This window comes from Thioalkalivibrio sp. ALMg11 (genome assembly GCF_000377905.1).
In the GTDB taxonomy this organism is placed as follows: Bacteria; Pseudomonadota; Gammaproteobacteria; order Ectothiorhodospirales; family Ectothiorhodospiraceae; genus Thioalkalivibrio.
In genome coordinates, this window is sequence record NZ_KB898874.1 from 309,744 (window position 1) to 324,857 (window position 15,114).

Annotated in this window: 16 protein-coding genes and 2 tRNA genes; 6 read left to right on the forward strand and 12 right to left on the reverse strand. The window is 65.6% G+C overall.

All coding sequences use genetic code 11. From position 1 onward, the window contains the following. The first annotated feature begins 136 nt into the window (after positions 1-136). The 4 genes from D578_RS0108970 (at position 137) to D578_RS0108985 (ending at position 3,770) form a co-directional block, all read left to right on the forward strand. The gene (locus D578_RS0108970; RefSeq protein ID WP_018949631.1) at positions 137-1,699 is read left to right on the forward strand and encodes an AAA family ATPase; all 1,563 of its coding nucleotides are present in this window, start codon (positions 137-139) and stop codon (positions 1,697-1,699) included. Between the two features lie 117 nt (positions 1,700-1,816). Next, positions 1,817-2,617, forward strand: coding sequence for a hypothetical protein (locus D578_RS0108975; protein ID WP_018949632.1), 801 nt, complete (start codon positions 1,817-1,819; stop codon positions 2,615-2,617). After that, entirely contained in the window at positions 2,595-3,146 is a 552-nt protein-coding gene (locus tag D578_RS0108980; protein WP_231364108.1) for a C40 family peptidase, read from the forward strand. Before D578_RS0108975 ends, D578_RS0108980 begins: the two co-directional genes overlap by 23 nt. 105 nt (positions 3,147-3,251) lie before the next feature. Further along, complete coding sequence (locus tag D578_RS0108985) at positions 3,252-3,770, forward strand: DUF302 domain-containing protein (RefSeq protein WP_018949634.1); 519 nt, start codon at positions 3,252-3,254, stop codon at positions 3,768-3,770. A 115-nt stretch (positions 3,771-3,885) separates the two neighbouring features. Here the strand turns inward: D578_RS0108985 and secF are convergent, their stop codons facing one another. The 5 genes from secF to queA form a co-directional block, all read right to left on the reverse strand. Then, positions 3,886-4,833: a protein translocase subunit SecF gene (gene secF / locus D578_RS0108990; RefSeq protein WP_018949635.1), complete on the reverse strand. Its 948-nt coding sequence runs from the start codon at positions 4,831-4,833 to the stop codon at positions 3,886-3,888. Between the two features lie 14 nt (positions 4,834-4,847). Next, positions 4,848-6,716, reverse strand: coding sequence for a protein translocase subunit SecD (gene secD / locus D578_RS0108995; protein WP_018949636.1), 1,869 nt, complete (start codon positions 6,714-6,716; stop codon positions 4,848-4,850). A gap of 21 nt (positions 6,717-6,737) precedes the next feature. Beyond that, a complete protein-coding gene (gene yajC, locus D578_RS0109000) occupies positions 6,738-7,067 on the reverse strand; it encodes a preprotein translocase subunit YajC (RefSeq protein ID WP_018949637.1) in 330 nt (109 codons plus the stop codon). Between the two features lie 84 nt (positions 7,068-7,151). Continuing rightward, positions 7,152-8,267: a tRNA guanosine(34) transglycosylase Tgt gene (tgt, locus tag D578_RS0109005; RefSeq protein ID WP_018949638.1), complete on the reverse strand. Its 1,116-nt coding sequence runs from the start codon at positions 8,265-8,267 to the stop codon at positions 7,152-7,154. Then, the gene (gene queA / locus D578_RS0109010) at positions 8,257-9,333 is read right to left on the reverse strand and encodes a tRNA preQ1(34) S-adenosylmethionine ribosyltransferase-isomerase QueA (protein ID WP_018949639.1); all 1,077 of its coding nucleotides are present in this window, start codon (positions 9,331-9,333) and stop codon (positions 8,257-8,259) included. Before queA ends, tgt begins: the two co-directional genes overlap by 11 nt. A gap of 104 nt (positions 9,334-9,437) precedes the next feature. On the opposite strand from queA, the gene D578_RS0109015 reads away from it, so the two are divergent. Both D578_RS0109015 and D578_RS0109020 read left to right on the forward strand, forming a co-directional pair. Beyond that, positions 9,438-9,524 (forward strand) — tRNA-Leu (locus tag D578_RS0109015). A gap of 68 nt (positions 9,525-9,592) precedes the next feature. Beyond that, a tRNA-Thr gene (locus D578_RS0109020) sits at positions 9,593-9,668 on the forward strand. 51 nt (positions 9,669-9,719) lie between these two features. Here D578_RS0109020 and D578_RS0109025 read toward each other — a convergent pair. The 7 genes from D578_RS0109025 to D578_RS0109055 all read right to left on the reverse strand — a co-directional run bounded on the left by D578_RS0109025 (position 9,720) and on the right by D578_RS0109055 (position 15,000). Further along, complete coding sequence (locus D578_RS0109025; RefSeq protein ID WP_018949640.1) at positions 9,720-10,283, reverse strand: RDD family protein; 564 nt, start codon at positions 10,281-10,283, stop codon at positions 9,720-9,722. Between the two features lie 85 nt (positions 10,284-10,368). Then, positions 10,369-10,863, reverse strand: a complete 495-nt coding sequence (gene tadA, locus D578_RS0109030) for a tRNA adenosine(34) deaminase TadA (protein WP_018949641.1) — start codon at positions 10,861-10,863, stop codon at positions 10,369-10,371. After that, positions 10,853-11,362, reverse strand: coding sequence for a glutathione peroxidase (locus D578_RS0109035; protein WP_018949642.1), 510 nt, complete (start codon positions 11,360-11,362; stop codon positions 10,853-10,855). Before D578_RS0109035 ends, tadA begins: the two co-directional genes overlap by 11 nt. Further along, entirely contained in the window at positions 11,359-12,030 is a 672-nt protein-coding gene (locus D578_RS0109040; RefSeq protein WP_018949643.1) for a membrane integrity-associated transporter subunit PqiC, read from the reverse strand. Before D578_RS0109040 ends, D578_RS0109035 begins: the two co-directional genes overlap by 4 nt. Before the next feature lie 4 nt (positions 12,031-12,034). Further along, the gene (locus D578_RS0109045; RefSeq protein ID WP_018949644.1) at positions 12,035-13,048 is read right to left on the reverse strand and encodes an MlaD family protein; all 1,014 of its coding nucleotides are present in this window, start codon (positions 13,046-13,048) and stop codon (positions 12,035-12,037) included. Beyond that, the gene (locus tag D578_RS0109050) at positions 13,045-13,848 is read right to left on the reverse strand and encodes an ATP-binding cassette domain-containing protein (RefSeq protein ID WP_018949645.1); all 804 of its coding nucleotides are present in this window, start codon (positions 13,846-13,848) and stop codon (positions 13,045-13,047) included. The genes D578_RS0109045 and D578_RS0109050 overlap by 4 nt, the downstream gene beginning before the upstream one ends. 3 nt (positions 13,849-13,851) lie before the next feature. Further along, complete coding sequence (locus tag D578_RS0109055; protein WP_018949646.1) at positions 13,852-15,000, reverse strand: MlaE family lipid ABC transporter permease subunit; 1,149 nt, start codon at positions 14,998-15,000, stop codon at positions 13,852-13,854. Between the last annotated feature and the right edge of the window lie 114 nt (positions 15,001-15,114).

Consider the following 15,114-nt stretch of genomic DNA (forward strand, 5'->3'; position numbering starts at 1 on the left):
GTGTGATGGGCGACGTGACCGAAACGGCAGCAATGGTAACCTGATGGGTAAGCGAAAACGGGTGCATAGCCAGCGATTCCGGGAAAAAGATGCGGATCCGGATGCCCAACACCCCACGTCCTACTGCGGAGCCCCGATGAGCGAACTGGAACAGCACCATAACCGCCTGCGCCAACTGGTCGAGAGCGGTGGATTTCCCGCCCCGGTGCCGGATGCGAACTCCGTGCGCACCATCGAAACCCATATCTCCACCGTGATCCTCGCGGGCGAGGATGCCTACAAGTTCAAGAAGCCACTGAACCTCGGTTTCCTCGACTTCTCCACCTTGGAGGCTCGCCGCCACTACTGCGAGACCGAGCTGGAGGTCAATCGCCGTCTGGCGCCCCAGATCTATCTGGAGCTCGCCACCCTCAATGGCGACGATGCCCACCCCGTCATCAACGGCGAAGGCCCCATCCTCGACTACGCCGTGCACATGCGCCGGTTCGACCGCGCCCGCCAACTGGACCATCTGCTGGACAAGGGCCAACTACCCGCCGCCGCCATGGATACACTGGGCCACTACATCGCCGCCTTTCATGAACGCACCGAACGCACCGATGCGCAGTCCGAATACGGCACCGCAGAGGCCGCCACCCAGCCGATGCTGGACAACTTCCCGGCCCTCGACGAGACCGTGCGTGGCGCATCGGACCGGGCACGCCTGGAACGGCTGGAACAGTGGACTCGCTCGGAAATCCATCGACTGCATGATGTACTTCAGGCTCGGCATGACGAAGGGTTCGTACGCCATGGCCATGGCGACCTGCACCTGGGCAACCTGGTCTATGTCGATGACGAGAACGGCGAGGAAGTGCCGGTCGCCTTCGACGCGATCGAGTTTGACCCCGCCTTGCGCTGGATCGACGTGATCTCCGAGATCGCCTTTACCACCATGGATCTTCTGGCCCGTCAGTCGCGCGCCCACGCCTGGCGACTGCTGAATGCCTATCTGGACGGGCGCGAAGACTTCGACGGCCTCGCGCTCCTGCCGCTGTACCAGGTCTACCGTGCACTGATCCGGGCCAAGGTCCAGGGCATTCACGGGACCGAGGCACAGCTCCCCTCCGATGAACAGGCGGCCCACAAGGCCGAGATGGGGCGCTATCTTGCCCTGGCCGAGCGCCTGACCGAACGCGGATCGCCCCGGCTGATCCTGATGCACGGCGTCTCCGGCAGCGGCAAGACCGTGATCAGCACGCAGATCGTCGAAGCCCTGGGTGCCGTGCGCCTGCGCTCCGACATCGAACGCAAGCGCATGTCCGACGCCGTCTCCTACAGTGCGGACGCCCGGGCCCGGATCTACGCGCATCTGCGCGAGCGCGCCGAACACCTGCTGGCGCTCGGCCTGACCGTGGTGGTCGACGCCACCTTCCTCACCCGCGACCAGCGCGCCCCATTCCAGCGCCTGGCGCAGGAACAGGCGGCCGGCTTTGCAGTAGTTGCCTGCCGCGCCCGTGATGAGGTGCTGCGCGAACGACTCGAGGCACGCACCCGCGCGGCCCGTGATGCCTCGGATGCCGGCGTCGAGGTGATGGAACAGCAACAGCCGCAGCAGGAATGGCCCGCCCCAGAGGAGGGCCGCATCGAGGTCGCTCCGGAGGCACCGCTGGATCCGGACGCGCTCGCCCGCCAGTTGCTGCAACCCGTCGCAACCTGAGCGACGGGCTACAATCAGCGATAGACAGACACCGGATACTCCGTCAACTTCGCTACGTACGAACTGGCACGCTCGCCCTCGAGATCCGAACCCGTCCAGCAACCTGCAGGAGCCCCCATGCATCATCGCCGCCCCGGCCCGCTCGACCGAATTCGCCGCGCCCTCATGCCCATCGCTCTAGGCGGGCTGCTCGCCATCGGCTCCACCGCCCAGGCCGATGCCCTGCTGCACTACGTCGACGACGAGGGGCTGGAGAGCCAGATCCTGGTGCGGGGCGAGACCGTGCGCATGGAACTCAACGAGTCCATCAGCGGAACCTCCGGCTACATGCTCTTCGATGCCACGACCGACAAGCTCACGGTCGTGGATGACAGCGAGCAGACCTACACCCCGCTGACCCGCGAGGTGATGGACCAGCAAATGCGCGCCATGACCGACATGGTCAGTGACCTGCGCCGGCAGATGGAACAGCTTCCACCCGAGGTGCGCCAGCAGCTCGAGGACCAGCTGGGCATCGGGGCAGAGGGTTTCGATGCCGAAATCGACACCCGTGCCACCGGCGAACAACGCACGATCGGGGACTTCGTCTGCGACGATTACGAGGTGCTGATCGACGGACAGGTGCAAAGCACGGTCTGCGTGACGGAGCCGGATACCCTGGGCCTGGGCAGCGCTGACTTCGCGACCCTGGGCGCCTTGATGGATCGCCTGTACGAGCTGTCCCTGAGCGCCCTGGAGGCCGGTGGGCCGATGGCCTCGCAGATGGGCGCCTCCCTGCTGCCTCGCGTCGACGGCATCCCGCTGCAGGTCAGCGAAAAGGGCGGCGTGACCACGCGCCTTGCGGGCATCTCCACCGACGACCTCAGCGCCGAGCTCTTCACCGTCCCCGACAGCTATGCCGAACGCGACCTTTTCTGACACCTGGCGCAGCCGGCTTCCCCTGGCCCTGACCGGTCCCGCGCTTCTGCTGCTTGCGGCCTGCAGCGCGGGACCCGAACCCCGCGGCGGGGATACCGTGCCCGTTGCCATACCCGAAGGCCTTGCGGACGGCCCAATGAGCCCCACGCCCGAGGCTGGCCTCGAACGCTCCGAAGTCGTGCTGACCGCCCTCGGTCACCTCGACACCCCGTACCAGTACGGCGGCACCGATGCCACCGGGCTGGACTGCTCGGCCCTCGTCCAGCGCGCCTACCGCGAGGTCGGGCGCGCCGTCCCGCGCACTACGCGCGATCAGGCCCGGGCCGCGACGCGGCGCGACGGCTCGCCCACCCCGGGCGATGTGGTGTTCTTCGCCATCAACGGGAATCAAATCGACCACGTCGGGGTCTACGTGGGAGACGGCCGCTTCGTGCATGCACCCAGCGCCCGCGGCCAGGTACGTATTGAGCATCTGGACAACCCGTACTGGGCGCCCCGAACACGCTTTGCCGGTCATTTCTTCGACTGACCGCCAAATACATACAGAGCCCGCGCGTCAGCGCCGGCTGCGACGCCGACGGCACGCCTACAACCCCATCCTGCCAGACCTGGAACCACAATAGAGGAAGGAACCATGAAGACACTCACCGGTATCTCGCGCACTCTGCGCCACTCCGCCCTGGCGATCGGCCTCGGGCTCGGTCTCGCCGTCGGTGGCACAGCCAGCGCCTACGAAACCTTCATGGAGACCGACGAACGCGTCATCTTCAAGACCGAAGGGGAGTACGACTTCTACTTCGAGATGGTCGAAGAGGCCATCGCCGCCGAGGGCCTGGTCATCAACAACGTCGGCTACATCGCCAACATGCTGGACCGCACCGCGGGACAGGAAAGCGGCGAAGGCATCTACCTCAACGGGCAGTCGGTCGACTTCTGCAGTGCCACCTACTCGCGAGCGACCATGGAGGCCGATCCGCACAACATGCTCTTCTGCCCCTACATCATCACTGTCTACGAACTCTCCGACGAACCGGGAACGGTCTACATGGGCTACACCCCGGTCCCCGAGGTGGGCGACAAGGACTCGAAGAATAGCTTGCGGGACGTGAACGAACTGGTCGAGCGCATCATCAAGGAAGCCCTCGCCTTCTAACCTGCAGCCCGGTCCGCAACGAAAAACGCCCGGGGCCGCAAGGCCACCGGGCGTTTTTTTGGGCCCTGGCCTTATGTGCCTCTGGCAGGCTCATTCGACCAGGCGTGACCGGAACTCAGGGCGTCTGATCCTCTTCCGCCCCTTCCTTCTTCACCGGCAGCAGAACCTGACGGTCCACGCCGAGCAGGAGGGCCGCGGTCGCCGCAATGAAGATCGACGAGTACGTCCCGACGATCACCCCGATGATCAACGCGATGGAAAAGTTCTGCAGCGCAGCGCCGCCGAGGATGGCCAGCGAGAACAACACCAGCAAGGTGGTCATGCTGGTCACGATCGTCCGCGCCAGGGTCTTGTTCACCGCGTTGTTCATCACCTGTTCCGTGCCCTGCTTGCGCAGCACACGGAAGTTCTCGCGTATTCGGTCGTACACCACGATGGTGTCATTCAGCGAGTAGCCAATCACCGCCAGCACGGCTGCAAGCACCCCCAGATCGAACTCCATCTGCAGCAGCGAGAAGATCCCCAGCGTAATCAGCACGTCGTGCACCAGCGCCAGCACCGACCCAATGGAGAAGCGCCACTCGAAGCGCACGGCCACATAGATCAGGATGCCAGCCAGGGCATAGATCATCGCAAGACCGCCCTGCTCGCGCAGCTCCTCACCGACTGCCGGACCGACGAACTCCACCCGGCGAAGATCCGGATCAGCCGGCCCGCCATCCCGAAGGGCATTCAACACCCGGTTGGACAACATCGCCGGGTTGTCGTCGTCTTCGCTTGGCGGCAGGCGAATCAACACATCGCGCGAGGTGCCGAAGGTCTGCACCTGCGCCCCCGCATAGCCGCCCGCCGACAGGGTCTCGCGGATCGTATCCAGCTCCACCGCTTCGGGGTAGCCCACTTCCACCAGGGTCCCCCCGGTGAAGTCGATCCCGAAGTTCAGCCCGCGGGTGGCCAGCAGCGCTACCGAGATAATGATCAGGACCAGCGAGATCGCGATCGTGATCTTGCGCTTGCCGAGGAAATCGATGTTCGATTCAGCGAAATTCAGATGCGGAAGCATGGTTTTCTCCGCGCTCAGATGGCCAGGCGCGTCAGCCGACGCTGGCGCCCGTAGGTCAGATTGACGATTGCGCGGGTCACGATGATCGCGGTGAACATCGACGCGATGATCCCGATCGACAACGTGATGGCAAAGCCCTTGATCGGCCCGGTGCCGAACAGGAACAGCACCAGGGCCGCGATCAGCGTGGTCACGTTGGCGTCCGCGATGGTCGTGAACGCTCGGTCATAGCCCGACGAAATCGCCGCCTGGGGTGACAGTCCATTGCGAATTTCCTCGCGTATACGCTCGAAAATCAGCACGTTCGCATCCACCGCCATGCCGACGGTCAGCACGATCCCTGCAATCCCCGGCAGGGTCAGGGTCGCCTGCAGCATCGACAAAACCGAGACGATGAAGATCAGGTTCAGTGCCAGCGCCACGTTCGCGATCAGTCCAAAGGCGCGGTAGTAGAGGACCATGAAGATCATCACCAGGATGAATCCGATCACCACGGACTGCATGCCGCGATCGATGTTCTCCTGGCCCAGACTCGGACCCACCGTGCGTTCCTCGACGATCGACATTGGCGCGGCTAGCGCACCGGCGCGCAGCAGCAGCGCGAGGTTGCGCGCCTCACGCGTGGTGTCCAGACCCGAGATCTGGAAGCGTCGGCCCAGCGGCTCGTTGATGCGCGCAACGTTGATGACCTCTTCGCTGCGCGAGGTGCGTATGACCTGCTCGCCGTCTTCCTCCACCGTCTCGGTGGTCGTCTCGATGAACACCGACGCCATCAGGCGACCCACGTTATCCGAGGTCACGCGCGAGAAGATGCGCGCCCCCTGGCCATCGAGATTGATGAACACGGCCGGGCCGCCGCTATCCTGGGCAATCCCGGAAGAGGCGTCGGTAATATAATCACCGGTGAGCATCACCTGACGCTGCAGCAGCACCGGGGTTCCGTCACGCTCGTGGTACAGGCGTGTGCCAGATGGCGCGCGGCCGGTTTGGTCGGCCTCCATCGGGTCGCCGGCCTCGGAGACCAGGCGAAACTCCAGCGTGGCGGTCGCACCCAGCACTTCCTTGGCCCGCGCGGTGTCCTGCACGCCCGGCAGCTGCACCACGATCCGGTGCTCGCCCTGCTGGGCAATGATCGGCTCGGCCACGCCCAGCTCATCCACGCGCGAACGCAGGGTAGAGATGTTCTGCTGCAGGGCCTGGCGGCGCAGCTCGGTCAGGTGGTCATCGCTCAGGGTGGCCACCATGCGGCTGGTTTCGCCGCTCCCACGGATCTCCCATTCCAGCTCGCCGCGATATTCGCGGGTCAGCCAACTCTCGGCCGCCGCGAGGTTTTCCTCGTTCGCGAACATCACCGTCAGATCGCTGGAACTGCGCTCGATCGTGCCGAACGTCAGACGTTCGTCGCGCATCCGCCCGCGCAACTCGTTGGTGTAGCGCTCCATCGCCGTGCCGATCACGGCATCCAGATCAACTTCCATCAGGAAGTGCACCCCGCCGCGCAAGTCCAGACCCAGCGCCATCGGCTGGCCATTGATTGCGCGCAACCAGTTCGGCGTGGCCGGGGCCAGATTCAGGGCGACCGTGTGGTTGTCATCCAGCGCGTTACGCAGGATTTCGGCGGCCAGCGACTGCTCGTCGCTGGTCTCGAAGCGCAGCAGCAGCTGCCCGTCGTCTTGCTCATCGACCTGTTTCGGCGTCACACCCTGGGCACCCAGGATGGTGCCCATCAGGTCACGGATGTTCTCGTCGATCTCGCCGGTCACCGGATTGCCGATCTGCACCGACGGGTCTTCCGGGAACAGGTTGGGTAGGGCGTACAGCCCCGCGCCCAGAACGACCACGACGATCAGGGCGTACAACCACGCCGGATAGGAATTGCGCATATCGAGGACCCTGAAGGGCGTTTAGAGATCTTTGAGCGTGCCCTTGGGCATCACGGAGGCGACCGATTGCTTCTGTACGGCCACGTTCACGCCGTCGGCAATGTCGACCTTGACGAAGTCGTCGCTGACTTCGGTGATTTTGCCGGCCACACCGCCATTGGTGACGATCTCGTCACCCTTGGACAGGGCCTCGACCATGGAGCGGTGCTCCTTGGCGCGCTTGCTCTGCGGACGGATGATGAGGAAATACATGATCGCGAAGAAAATAACGATCATGATCAGGAACTCGATCATGCCGCCACCGGCCGCTCCACCTTCCTGGGCATGCGCTGCAGAAATCAGAAAGTCCATCGAAACACTCCGTCTTCGGTTCAGATTCGGACGCTACCGGGGAGGTCAGGCCACACCCGGCGAGCGAAAAAAATACCGCGCGGATTATGGCACAGGCGGGATCGCCATGCCGCGTCGACTGTAGAAATCGGCCACGAACTCATTCAGGGCAGCGGCCGCGATCGCCTCGCGCAATCCGCGCATCAAGTCCTGGTAATAATGCAGGTTGTGGGTCGTCGCCAGGCGCGAACCGAGGATCTCGTTGCACTTGTCCAGGTGCTTCAGATACGCCCGCGAATAGTGGCGACAGGTGTAGCACCCGCATTCCGGATCGATCGGGCCGACATCTTCACGGAAGCGCGCATTGCGGATGCGCAGCACGCCCTCGCGGGTATAGAGGAAACCGTTGCGGGCATTGCGGGTCGGCATCACGCAGTCGAACATATCCACGCCGCGCCGCACGGCCTCGACGATGTCCTCCGGCCGCCCCACCCCCATCAGGTAACGCGGACGCTCCTGCGGCAGCAGCGGCAGGGTCGCATTCAGGGTCTGCAGGCGCTCGTCCTCCGGTTCGCCTACCGACAGCCCGCCGATCGCGTAACCATCAAAGCCGATCGCCTGTAGCCCCTCGGCCGACTCCCGCCGCAGGTCCGGGTACATCCCGCCCTGCACGATGCCGAACAACGCCGCCGGGTTGTCACCGTGTGCCGTGCGCGAACGCGCCGCCCAGCGCAGTGACAGCTCCATCGACTGGCGCGCCTCATCCACGGTGGCCGGGTATGGCGTGCACTCGTCGAAGATCATCACGATGTCCGAGCCCAGTTCGCGCTGCACCTGCATCGAGGACTCCGGCGTCATCAGTACCTTCGAGCCGTCCACCGGCGACTGGAAGCGCACGCCCTCCTCGGTGATCTTGCGCATCTCCGCGAGCGAGAAGACCTGGAATCCGCCGGAATCGGTCAGGATCGGGCCTTCCCAGTGCATGAAGTCGTGCAGGTCGCCATGCGCCCGGATCACCTCGGTGCCCGGGCGCAGCATCAGGTGAAAGGTATTCCCGAGGATGATCTCCGCGCCCAGCTCGCGCAGCTCCTCCGGCGTCATCGCCTTGACCGTGCCGTAGGTTCCCACCGGCATGAAGGCCGGGGTCTCCACCGTCCCGCGCGGGAAGTGCAGACGGCCGCGGCGCGCCGCGCCATCGGCAGCCAGGTTCTCAAACTCCATCGGACTCTCCCGCGGCGGTGGTCACACTCGGGGGCAGATCATCGCCCTGCCCCGGCGCCAGCCACATCGCGTCGCCGTAACTGAAAAACCGGTAGCGCTGCGCCACCGCATGGGCATACGCATCCAGGATCCGGCGATAGCCGGCAAATGCCGCCACCAGCATCAACAGCGTGCTCTGCGGCAAATGAAAATTGGTCACCATCCGGTCCACCACCCGAAATTGATCCCCCGGCTGGATGAACAGCCGCGTCTCGCCCTGGAACGGCGCCAGTTCTCCCCCGGCGGCCGCGGTCTCCAACGAGCGCACGCAGGTCGTACCGACCGCAACCACACGCCCGCCACGCGCCTTGCAGGCCGCTACCGCCGCGCAGGCCTCGGGCGACACCTCCAGCCACTCCGCATGCATCTCGTGCGCCGCGGTATCCTCGACCTTCACCGGCTGGAAGGTCCCCGCCCCGACGTGCAGAGTGACCGTCGCCGTCTCCACCCCCGCCGAGCGCAGGCGCCCCAGCAGGGCATCGTCGAAATGCAGGCCCGCCGTGGGGGCGGCAACCGCACCCTCGCGCGCCGCGAACACCGTCTGATAGCGATCGGCATCATGCGCCTCGTCGGCGCGTTCGATATATGGCGGCAGCGGGATGTGCCCATGCACGCGCAACAACGCGAGCACATCGTCGGCATCAACCAGGGCCAGGCGGAAGAACGGGCCCTCGCGGCCGGTCACTTCCACAGTGAAGGCATCCGCCAGGCGTAGCCGGGTCCCGACCTTCGGCGCCCGGCTGGCGCGCACCATCGCCAGCACCCGGCCGGGCGACTCGATTCGCTCGACCAGGACCTCCACCTGCCCCCCGCTCTCCTTGCGCCCGAACACGCGTGCCGGAATCACCCGGGTATCGTTCAGCACCAGCAGGTCACCCGGCCGCAGAAGATCCTCGATCTCCGCAAAGCGAGCGTCCCGCGGGCGCTCTTCCTCCAGGACCAGCAGGCGCGAACCCGCCCGGTCCGGTAGCGGATACTGTGCAATCAGCTCCGGCGGGAGCTCGTAATCGAAGTCGGCGACACGCATGGCGCGCGATCCTACCACGCACCACTCGATGTAGCGCGGGATGCCGCCGATCGCTCTGCCCCGTTTGTGCCACAGGGAACCTGCGCTACACTACCGCCCCACAAGCCGGGATGGCGGAACTGGTAGACGCGCCGGATTCAAAATCCGGTTCTGGAAACAGAGTGCGAGTTCGATTCTCGCTCCCGGCACCAATTTTTCTCGGGCCTTCCGCCAGGCCCGAAACTCAGGGAAGCACTATTGAGCGCTTCCCTGGCACCAGGCCGGTGTAGCTCAGTTGGTAGAGCATCTGATTTGTAATCAGAGGGTCGCGGGTTCGACTCCTGTCACCGGCTCCATTTTTCTCGGGCAACACCCCGGCATCGGCCGGGTCGTCCGCAATCCGCACCTCATTGCCGTGCCGGTCGAACCACCAGAGTGGATGCCACCATGTCGTGCAGCCCTTGCTTGCGTTCGGTGAACGCGGCCATCAGGAAGCCGATGTAGAGGGTCATGGCGGAGAGGATCTTCGACCAGTAGCGAGCGTTGGCTCGCCCAAAGCCGATCCGCTGGCCATCAGCATCCGTTACTCGCAACCCCAGCATCCGCTTGGCCGGTGTCGCCTGCCAGCCGGACGACTCGAAAACCGTGAAGTAAAGCCATAACACGGCCGTCCCGACCAGGATCCCCAGCAAGGCCCCGGCGCCCGCAATCACCTCGGGTTCATGGCCGACCATCGTCATGCCCAGGATAAAGCTCAGGGGCAGCACGACCAGCATCCCCAGGATGTTGGCGAGCACCCAATCGATCAACAACGCCAGCGCCCGATACCAAAAGCCGGCGTATTGGGCGGAAGCCAGGGACGTCGCAACCTCACCCTCGGCGCCCGACGCCTGCGGCATTAGCGCCGCACCGCACCCGAGACAGAAACGCGCTTCCTCGTGGACTTCCTGTCCACATTGCATACAAAACATCTCACTCTCCTTGTGTCATGCCCGTTCCCGGGCCCGTCTGAAGGCCTTCCCTCTGGCCTGGCGTCCGCCTGAAACGCGCGACGCGTCACTTGTCCCGCCGTTCGCGGAAGAAGCGGCGCAGTCGTTCTCCGGCCACGTCCCCTAGCACTCCGCCTGTCACATCGACCCGGTGGTTGTGCGCAGGGTGGTCGAACAGCTCCAGGGCGCCTCCGGCTGCCCCGGTGCGGGGGTCGCTGGCACCGAATACCACGCGCGCTACGCGGGCGTGGATCATTGCACCGGCACACATGCTGCAGGGTTCCAGGGTCACGTAGAGCGTCGCACCCGGGAGCCGGTAGTTCTCCAGGCGCTCACCGGCGGCCCGAAGCGCCCGGATTTCGGCGTGCGCGGTCGGGTCGTGCAGCCCGATCGGCGCGTTGTGGCTGGCCGCCAGGCACGTGCCATCGGCGGCCACCAGCACCGCCCCCACGGGGACCTCGCCGACCTGTGCCGCTTGTTCGGCCTGTTCCAGCGCCCGCTCCATCCAGTAGTCATCGGCCCCTGCGTGATCCGGCGCGGGACCGGCGCCGCTAGGATCCATTCGCCGCGCTCGGGCGTGGTTCGTCCAGCGCCACCTCGATCGCACGGGTCAGATCAGCCGGCTTTTTCTGCGGGGCGAAGCGGTCGATCACGCGGCCGTCGCGCCCGACCAGAAACTTGGTGAAGTTCCACTTGATGCCCCGGGTGCCGAGCGCCCCGGGCGCCTGGTCCTTCAGATGCCGGTACAGGGGATACGCCGCATCCCCGTTCACCTCGATGCGGGCGAACACCGGGAACGACACTCCGAAGCGCAGCCCGCAGGCGCGGATCTGGTCGGCATCCCCGGGCTCCTGCCCGCCGAACTGGTTGCATGGAAACCCCAGCACCCGGAACCCACGCTCGGCATAGCGCTCCTGCAGCGCCTGCAGGCCCTCGTACTGCGGCGTGAACCCGCACTCGCTGGCCACGTTGACGATCAGCAGGACATCCCCGCGCCAGGCCGCCAGTGGCTGTTCTTCGCCGTCCGGAAGCGGCGCGGCAAAGTCAAAGACATCGTTCATTCGTCGCCCGCCCGTTCCGCCTCGCGGAGCAGTTCGTCTTCCAGCCCGGCCAGCACCTCCGCGGTCGCCTGCGACAGCGCCGCCACCAGGCGCGAGGCCGAGCGGCGGTCGATGCTGCGCTCCGCCTCCATGTGTGCCAGGCGGGCGTGTTCGGCAAAGCGCAGCTGGGTGCGCAGGCCTACACGACCGACCCCGCGCACCGGGTCATCGGGACCCACCTCGCCCAGCTCTTCCAGATTCGCGGTATCGAGATCGCCGTACAGGGCCGTCACCAGGATGTGCAGCTGCACGGCCGGACGTCCTTGCGCGCGCGCAGCGGAGGCGTTGTCGACCAGCTCGATGGCCGCCCCGTGGCGCGTCCAGCGTTCCCGCAGCAGCTGCTCGACCTGCTCCGCCGGCGCCAGGAACCATTCGTTGTAGTAGTCCGACTCGTAGCGGTGATCTCCCAGTCGGTAGACCAGCCCCTTCCCGCCATACGCCGGCGCCACCCGCACCGACCCCAGCTCCACGGCCAGCGGTTCGCTCGTCTCGGCCATTCGCGGGGCCGGATCGGCCGGGAGTTCCAGCAGGAACCACGCGCGGTCCACCGCATCGCGCTCGGGAATCAGCGTGCAGCCGCCCAGCGTCCAGGCCATCAGTAGAAGCGCGGGAAGGGTCCATCGGGTCATCGGTTTACTCCTCGTCCATCGAACTGCGCGGCGGCGGGGCACCGAACAGCGCACCTCCGGGATTGCGGCGAACATCGTCCGACAGGCTGCGCAAGCCGGTGATCGTAGCCTGCAGCTCGTCCAGAGTCTCCAGCAGCTTGCTCTCGCTGACGTCCATACCCCGGTCCAGTCGCTCCACCATGGCATCCATCCGGTCCACCAGGCGCCCGACATCGGCCGCCTCGGCGGTCTCGCGCAGTTCGCGCAGCGCGGCGCGGGTCTCGCTGGGCAGGGCCTGGGTATCCGGATGCTCGACCAGACGCTCGACCGACTCCATCACCCGGGTCGCCGTGCGGGTCGTGGTCTTGAGTTCGTCGATCATTTCATCGGCCTGCTCCGCCAGGCGCCCGGTATCCAGTTCGTTAAGCGTGGTATCCACGGTCACCAGGAGGTTGGTCAGGTTGTCCACGACGCCCTCGATATCCAGCTCGTCGATGCGCTTGAGCAGGTTCTCCGCGTATTCGAGGAACTGCATTGCGGTGCTGGGCGCAGACGGCACATAGATCGAGTGTGGCTCCCAGTCATGGGCTAGTGGCGGATGGGTTCCCGGCTCGGAGAAATCCGTCTCCAGGTAGCTCATGCCGGTGATTCCCTGTGCCGCCATGCGCACGCGCAGCCCCGCGTCGACCAGATTTTCGAGAATACGGGTCTCGAACTCGCCTTCCCGCGCACTGGCGGCAAAGCGGTCCGGGTACAGCCGCGCCCGCACCATCACGTAGCGCCGGCGATCCCGCGGGCGCACATCGGATTCGTAGACCACCGAGGTAAAGGTCAGGTCGGTCACCTCGCCGATGTTCACGCCGCGAAACTTGACCGGCGCCCCGATCTCCAGGCCCTGGATCGAGGAATCCATGTAGGTCTCGATCTGGATGGACGGGCGCAGCAGATTACCCGCCGTCAGGATCAGCAACGCCGCCACCAGGGCCGCTAGCCCGCCGAGGATGAACAACCCCAGTCGGAAATGATGTCGGGCACTCATGCGGACCTCTCTTGGTCGGAATCCGTCCGCCGCAGGAAGCGCTGCACCCACGGATGATCTGATGTGTCACGCAGGGTGGCCGGGTCGCCCTCGGCGGCAATCCCCTGACTTTCCTTGTCGAGCATAATCACCCGGTCGGCAATCGCAAAAATACTGGCCAGTTCGTGACTCACGATCACGATGGTCATGCCCAGGGTCCGGGCCAGGCGCTGGATCAGCCGATCCAGGTCCGCCGAGGTGATCGGGTCGAGGCCGGCAGAGGGCTCGTCCAGGAACAGAACCTCCGGGTCCAGCACCATGGCGCGGGCAATGGCCGCGCGTTTCTGCATGCCGCCGCTGATCTCCGAGGGCATGAAATCGGCGAACGCCCCCAGCCCCACCAATTGCAGACGGGCGCGCGCGACCGCATCCATCGCCTCGCGCGGGAGATCGGTGTGCACCTCCAGTGGCAGGCGCGCGTTCTCCAGCAGCGTCATTGACCCGAACAGCGCCCCCATCTGGTACATCACCCCGACCCGGCGCAGGATCGCCTCGCGCTGCGCGCCCTCCGCCTCGGTGATATCCGCACCGGCGACCCAGATATGGCCGGCCTGAGGCCGGTAAAGCCCGATCATGTGCTGGAGCAGCGTACTCTTGCCACTACCAGAGCCACCGAGAATCACGAAGATCTCGCCCCGGCGCACCTCGAAGTTCAGATTGCGCATCAGGACGAGGTCGTCGAAGCCCATGGTCAGCCCGCGAACACGGATGACCACTTCACCTTGCGCGTTATCCGGGTTCGTCGCGGCCACACCGGTCATCCCTCAGACCCCCAGGTGGTAGAAAAGCACGGCGAAGACGCCATCCAGCACCACGATGAGGATGATGGACGTGACCACCGCGCTGGTGGTCGAAAGCCCCACCGAGGCGGCCCCGCTGCCCGTCTGCAATCCGCGCAGGCAGCCGACCGTGGCGACCACCAGACCGAACACCACCGCCTTGACCAGGCCGGAGAACAGATCGGACAGTGTCAGCGCGGACGTCACCTGATTGAAGAACGCCACCCAGGGGATCCCAAAGCCCTGCATCACCACCGCGGCTCCGATCAGCCCGATCATGTTCGCGTACAGCGCCAGTAGAGGCGCAACCAGCAACCCCGCGAGCACCTTCGGCAGCACGAGAAAGCGCACCGGATCCAGCCCCATCGTCTTCAGGGCGTTGACTTCCTCGTTCACCTTCATCGTGCCGATCTCGGCCGCAAAGGCCGCCCCCGAGCGGCCCGCCAGCAGGATCGCCATCATCAACGGCCCCAGTTCGCGGAACAGCGACACCGACACAAGGTTGGCGACGAAGATCTCGCCCCCGAACTGGCGCATCGCGATCGCCGACTGGAACGCCAGGATCACGCCCAGCAGGAAGGCGATCAACGAGACGATCGGCAAGGCCTGGAAGCCCGCTGCCTCCGCCACCCGCAAGGTATCGCCCCAACGCACCTGACGCGGGTGGCGCAGGGCACTGCCGACGGCCTGGGTCAACTCGCCGACAAAGCTGAACTGCGAGTGCGCCGCACGCCCCACCCGGTCCACGCCGTCCATCCACCCCTGCCACCAACCGCGCCCGTCCGCAGCCCGAGCCGGCTCGACCGCATCCAGCTCGCGATAAGGGGCAAGCTGCTCCTCGACCATCCGGCCCATACCCTCGAACTGGACCTCGGCGTCGGCGCGCGCGAAGTCTTGCTCCAGCGCATGCAGCAACGCCGCTCCGGCCCCGTCGCAGTAATCGACGCCCCGCAGGTCAACCAACACCGCGCCAGTCGCCTGCTGCCCCAGATCGCGGGCACGACGCCGCAGCGAGCCCCAGTGCCGTTCCACCGCGTGCACATCCAGCCGCCCCGACAGGCGCAACCGGGGCGCGGGATCAACTGTGGCATCATATTCGAACGGGGGTACCGCACTGGCGGCCGAGGAATCCATCGCGTAACTCGCGGAGAACGAGCCTTCATGGTAGCCGCATCCTGGTACCTGGAACCATTCGCCGGTGAAGAACTCCTCAAGGCAGACTGCCAACCCATCCGCCGCAACCAACAA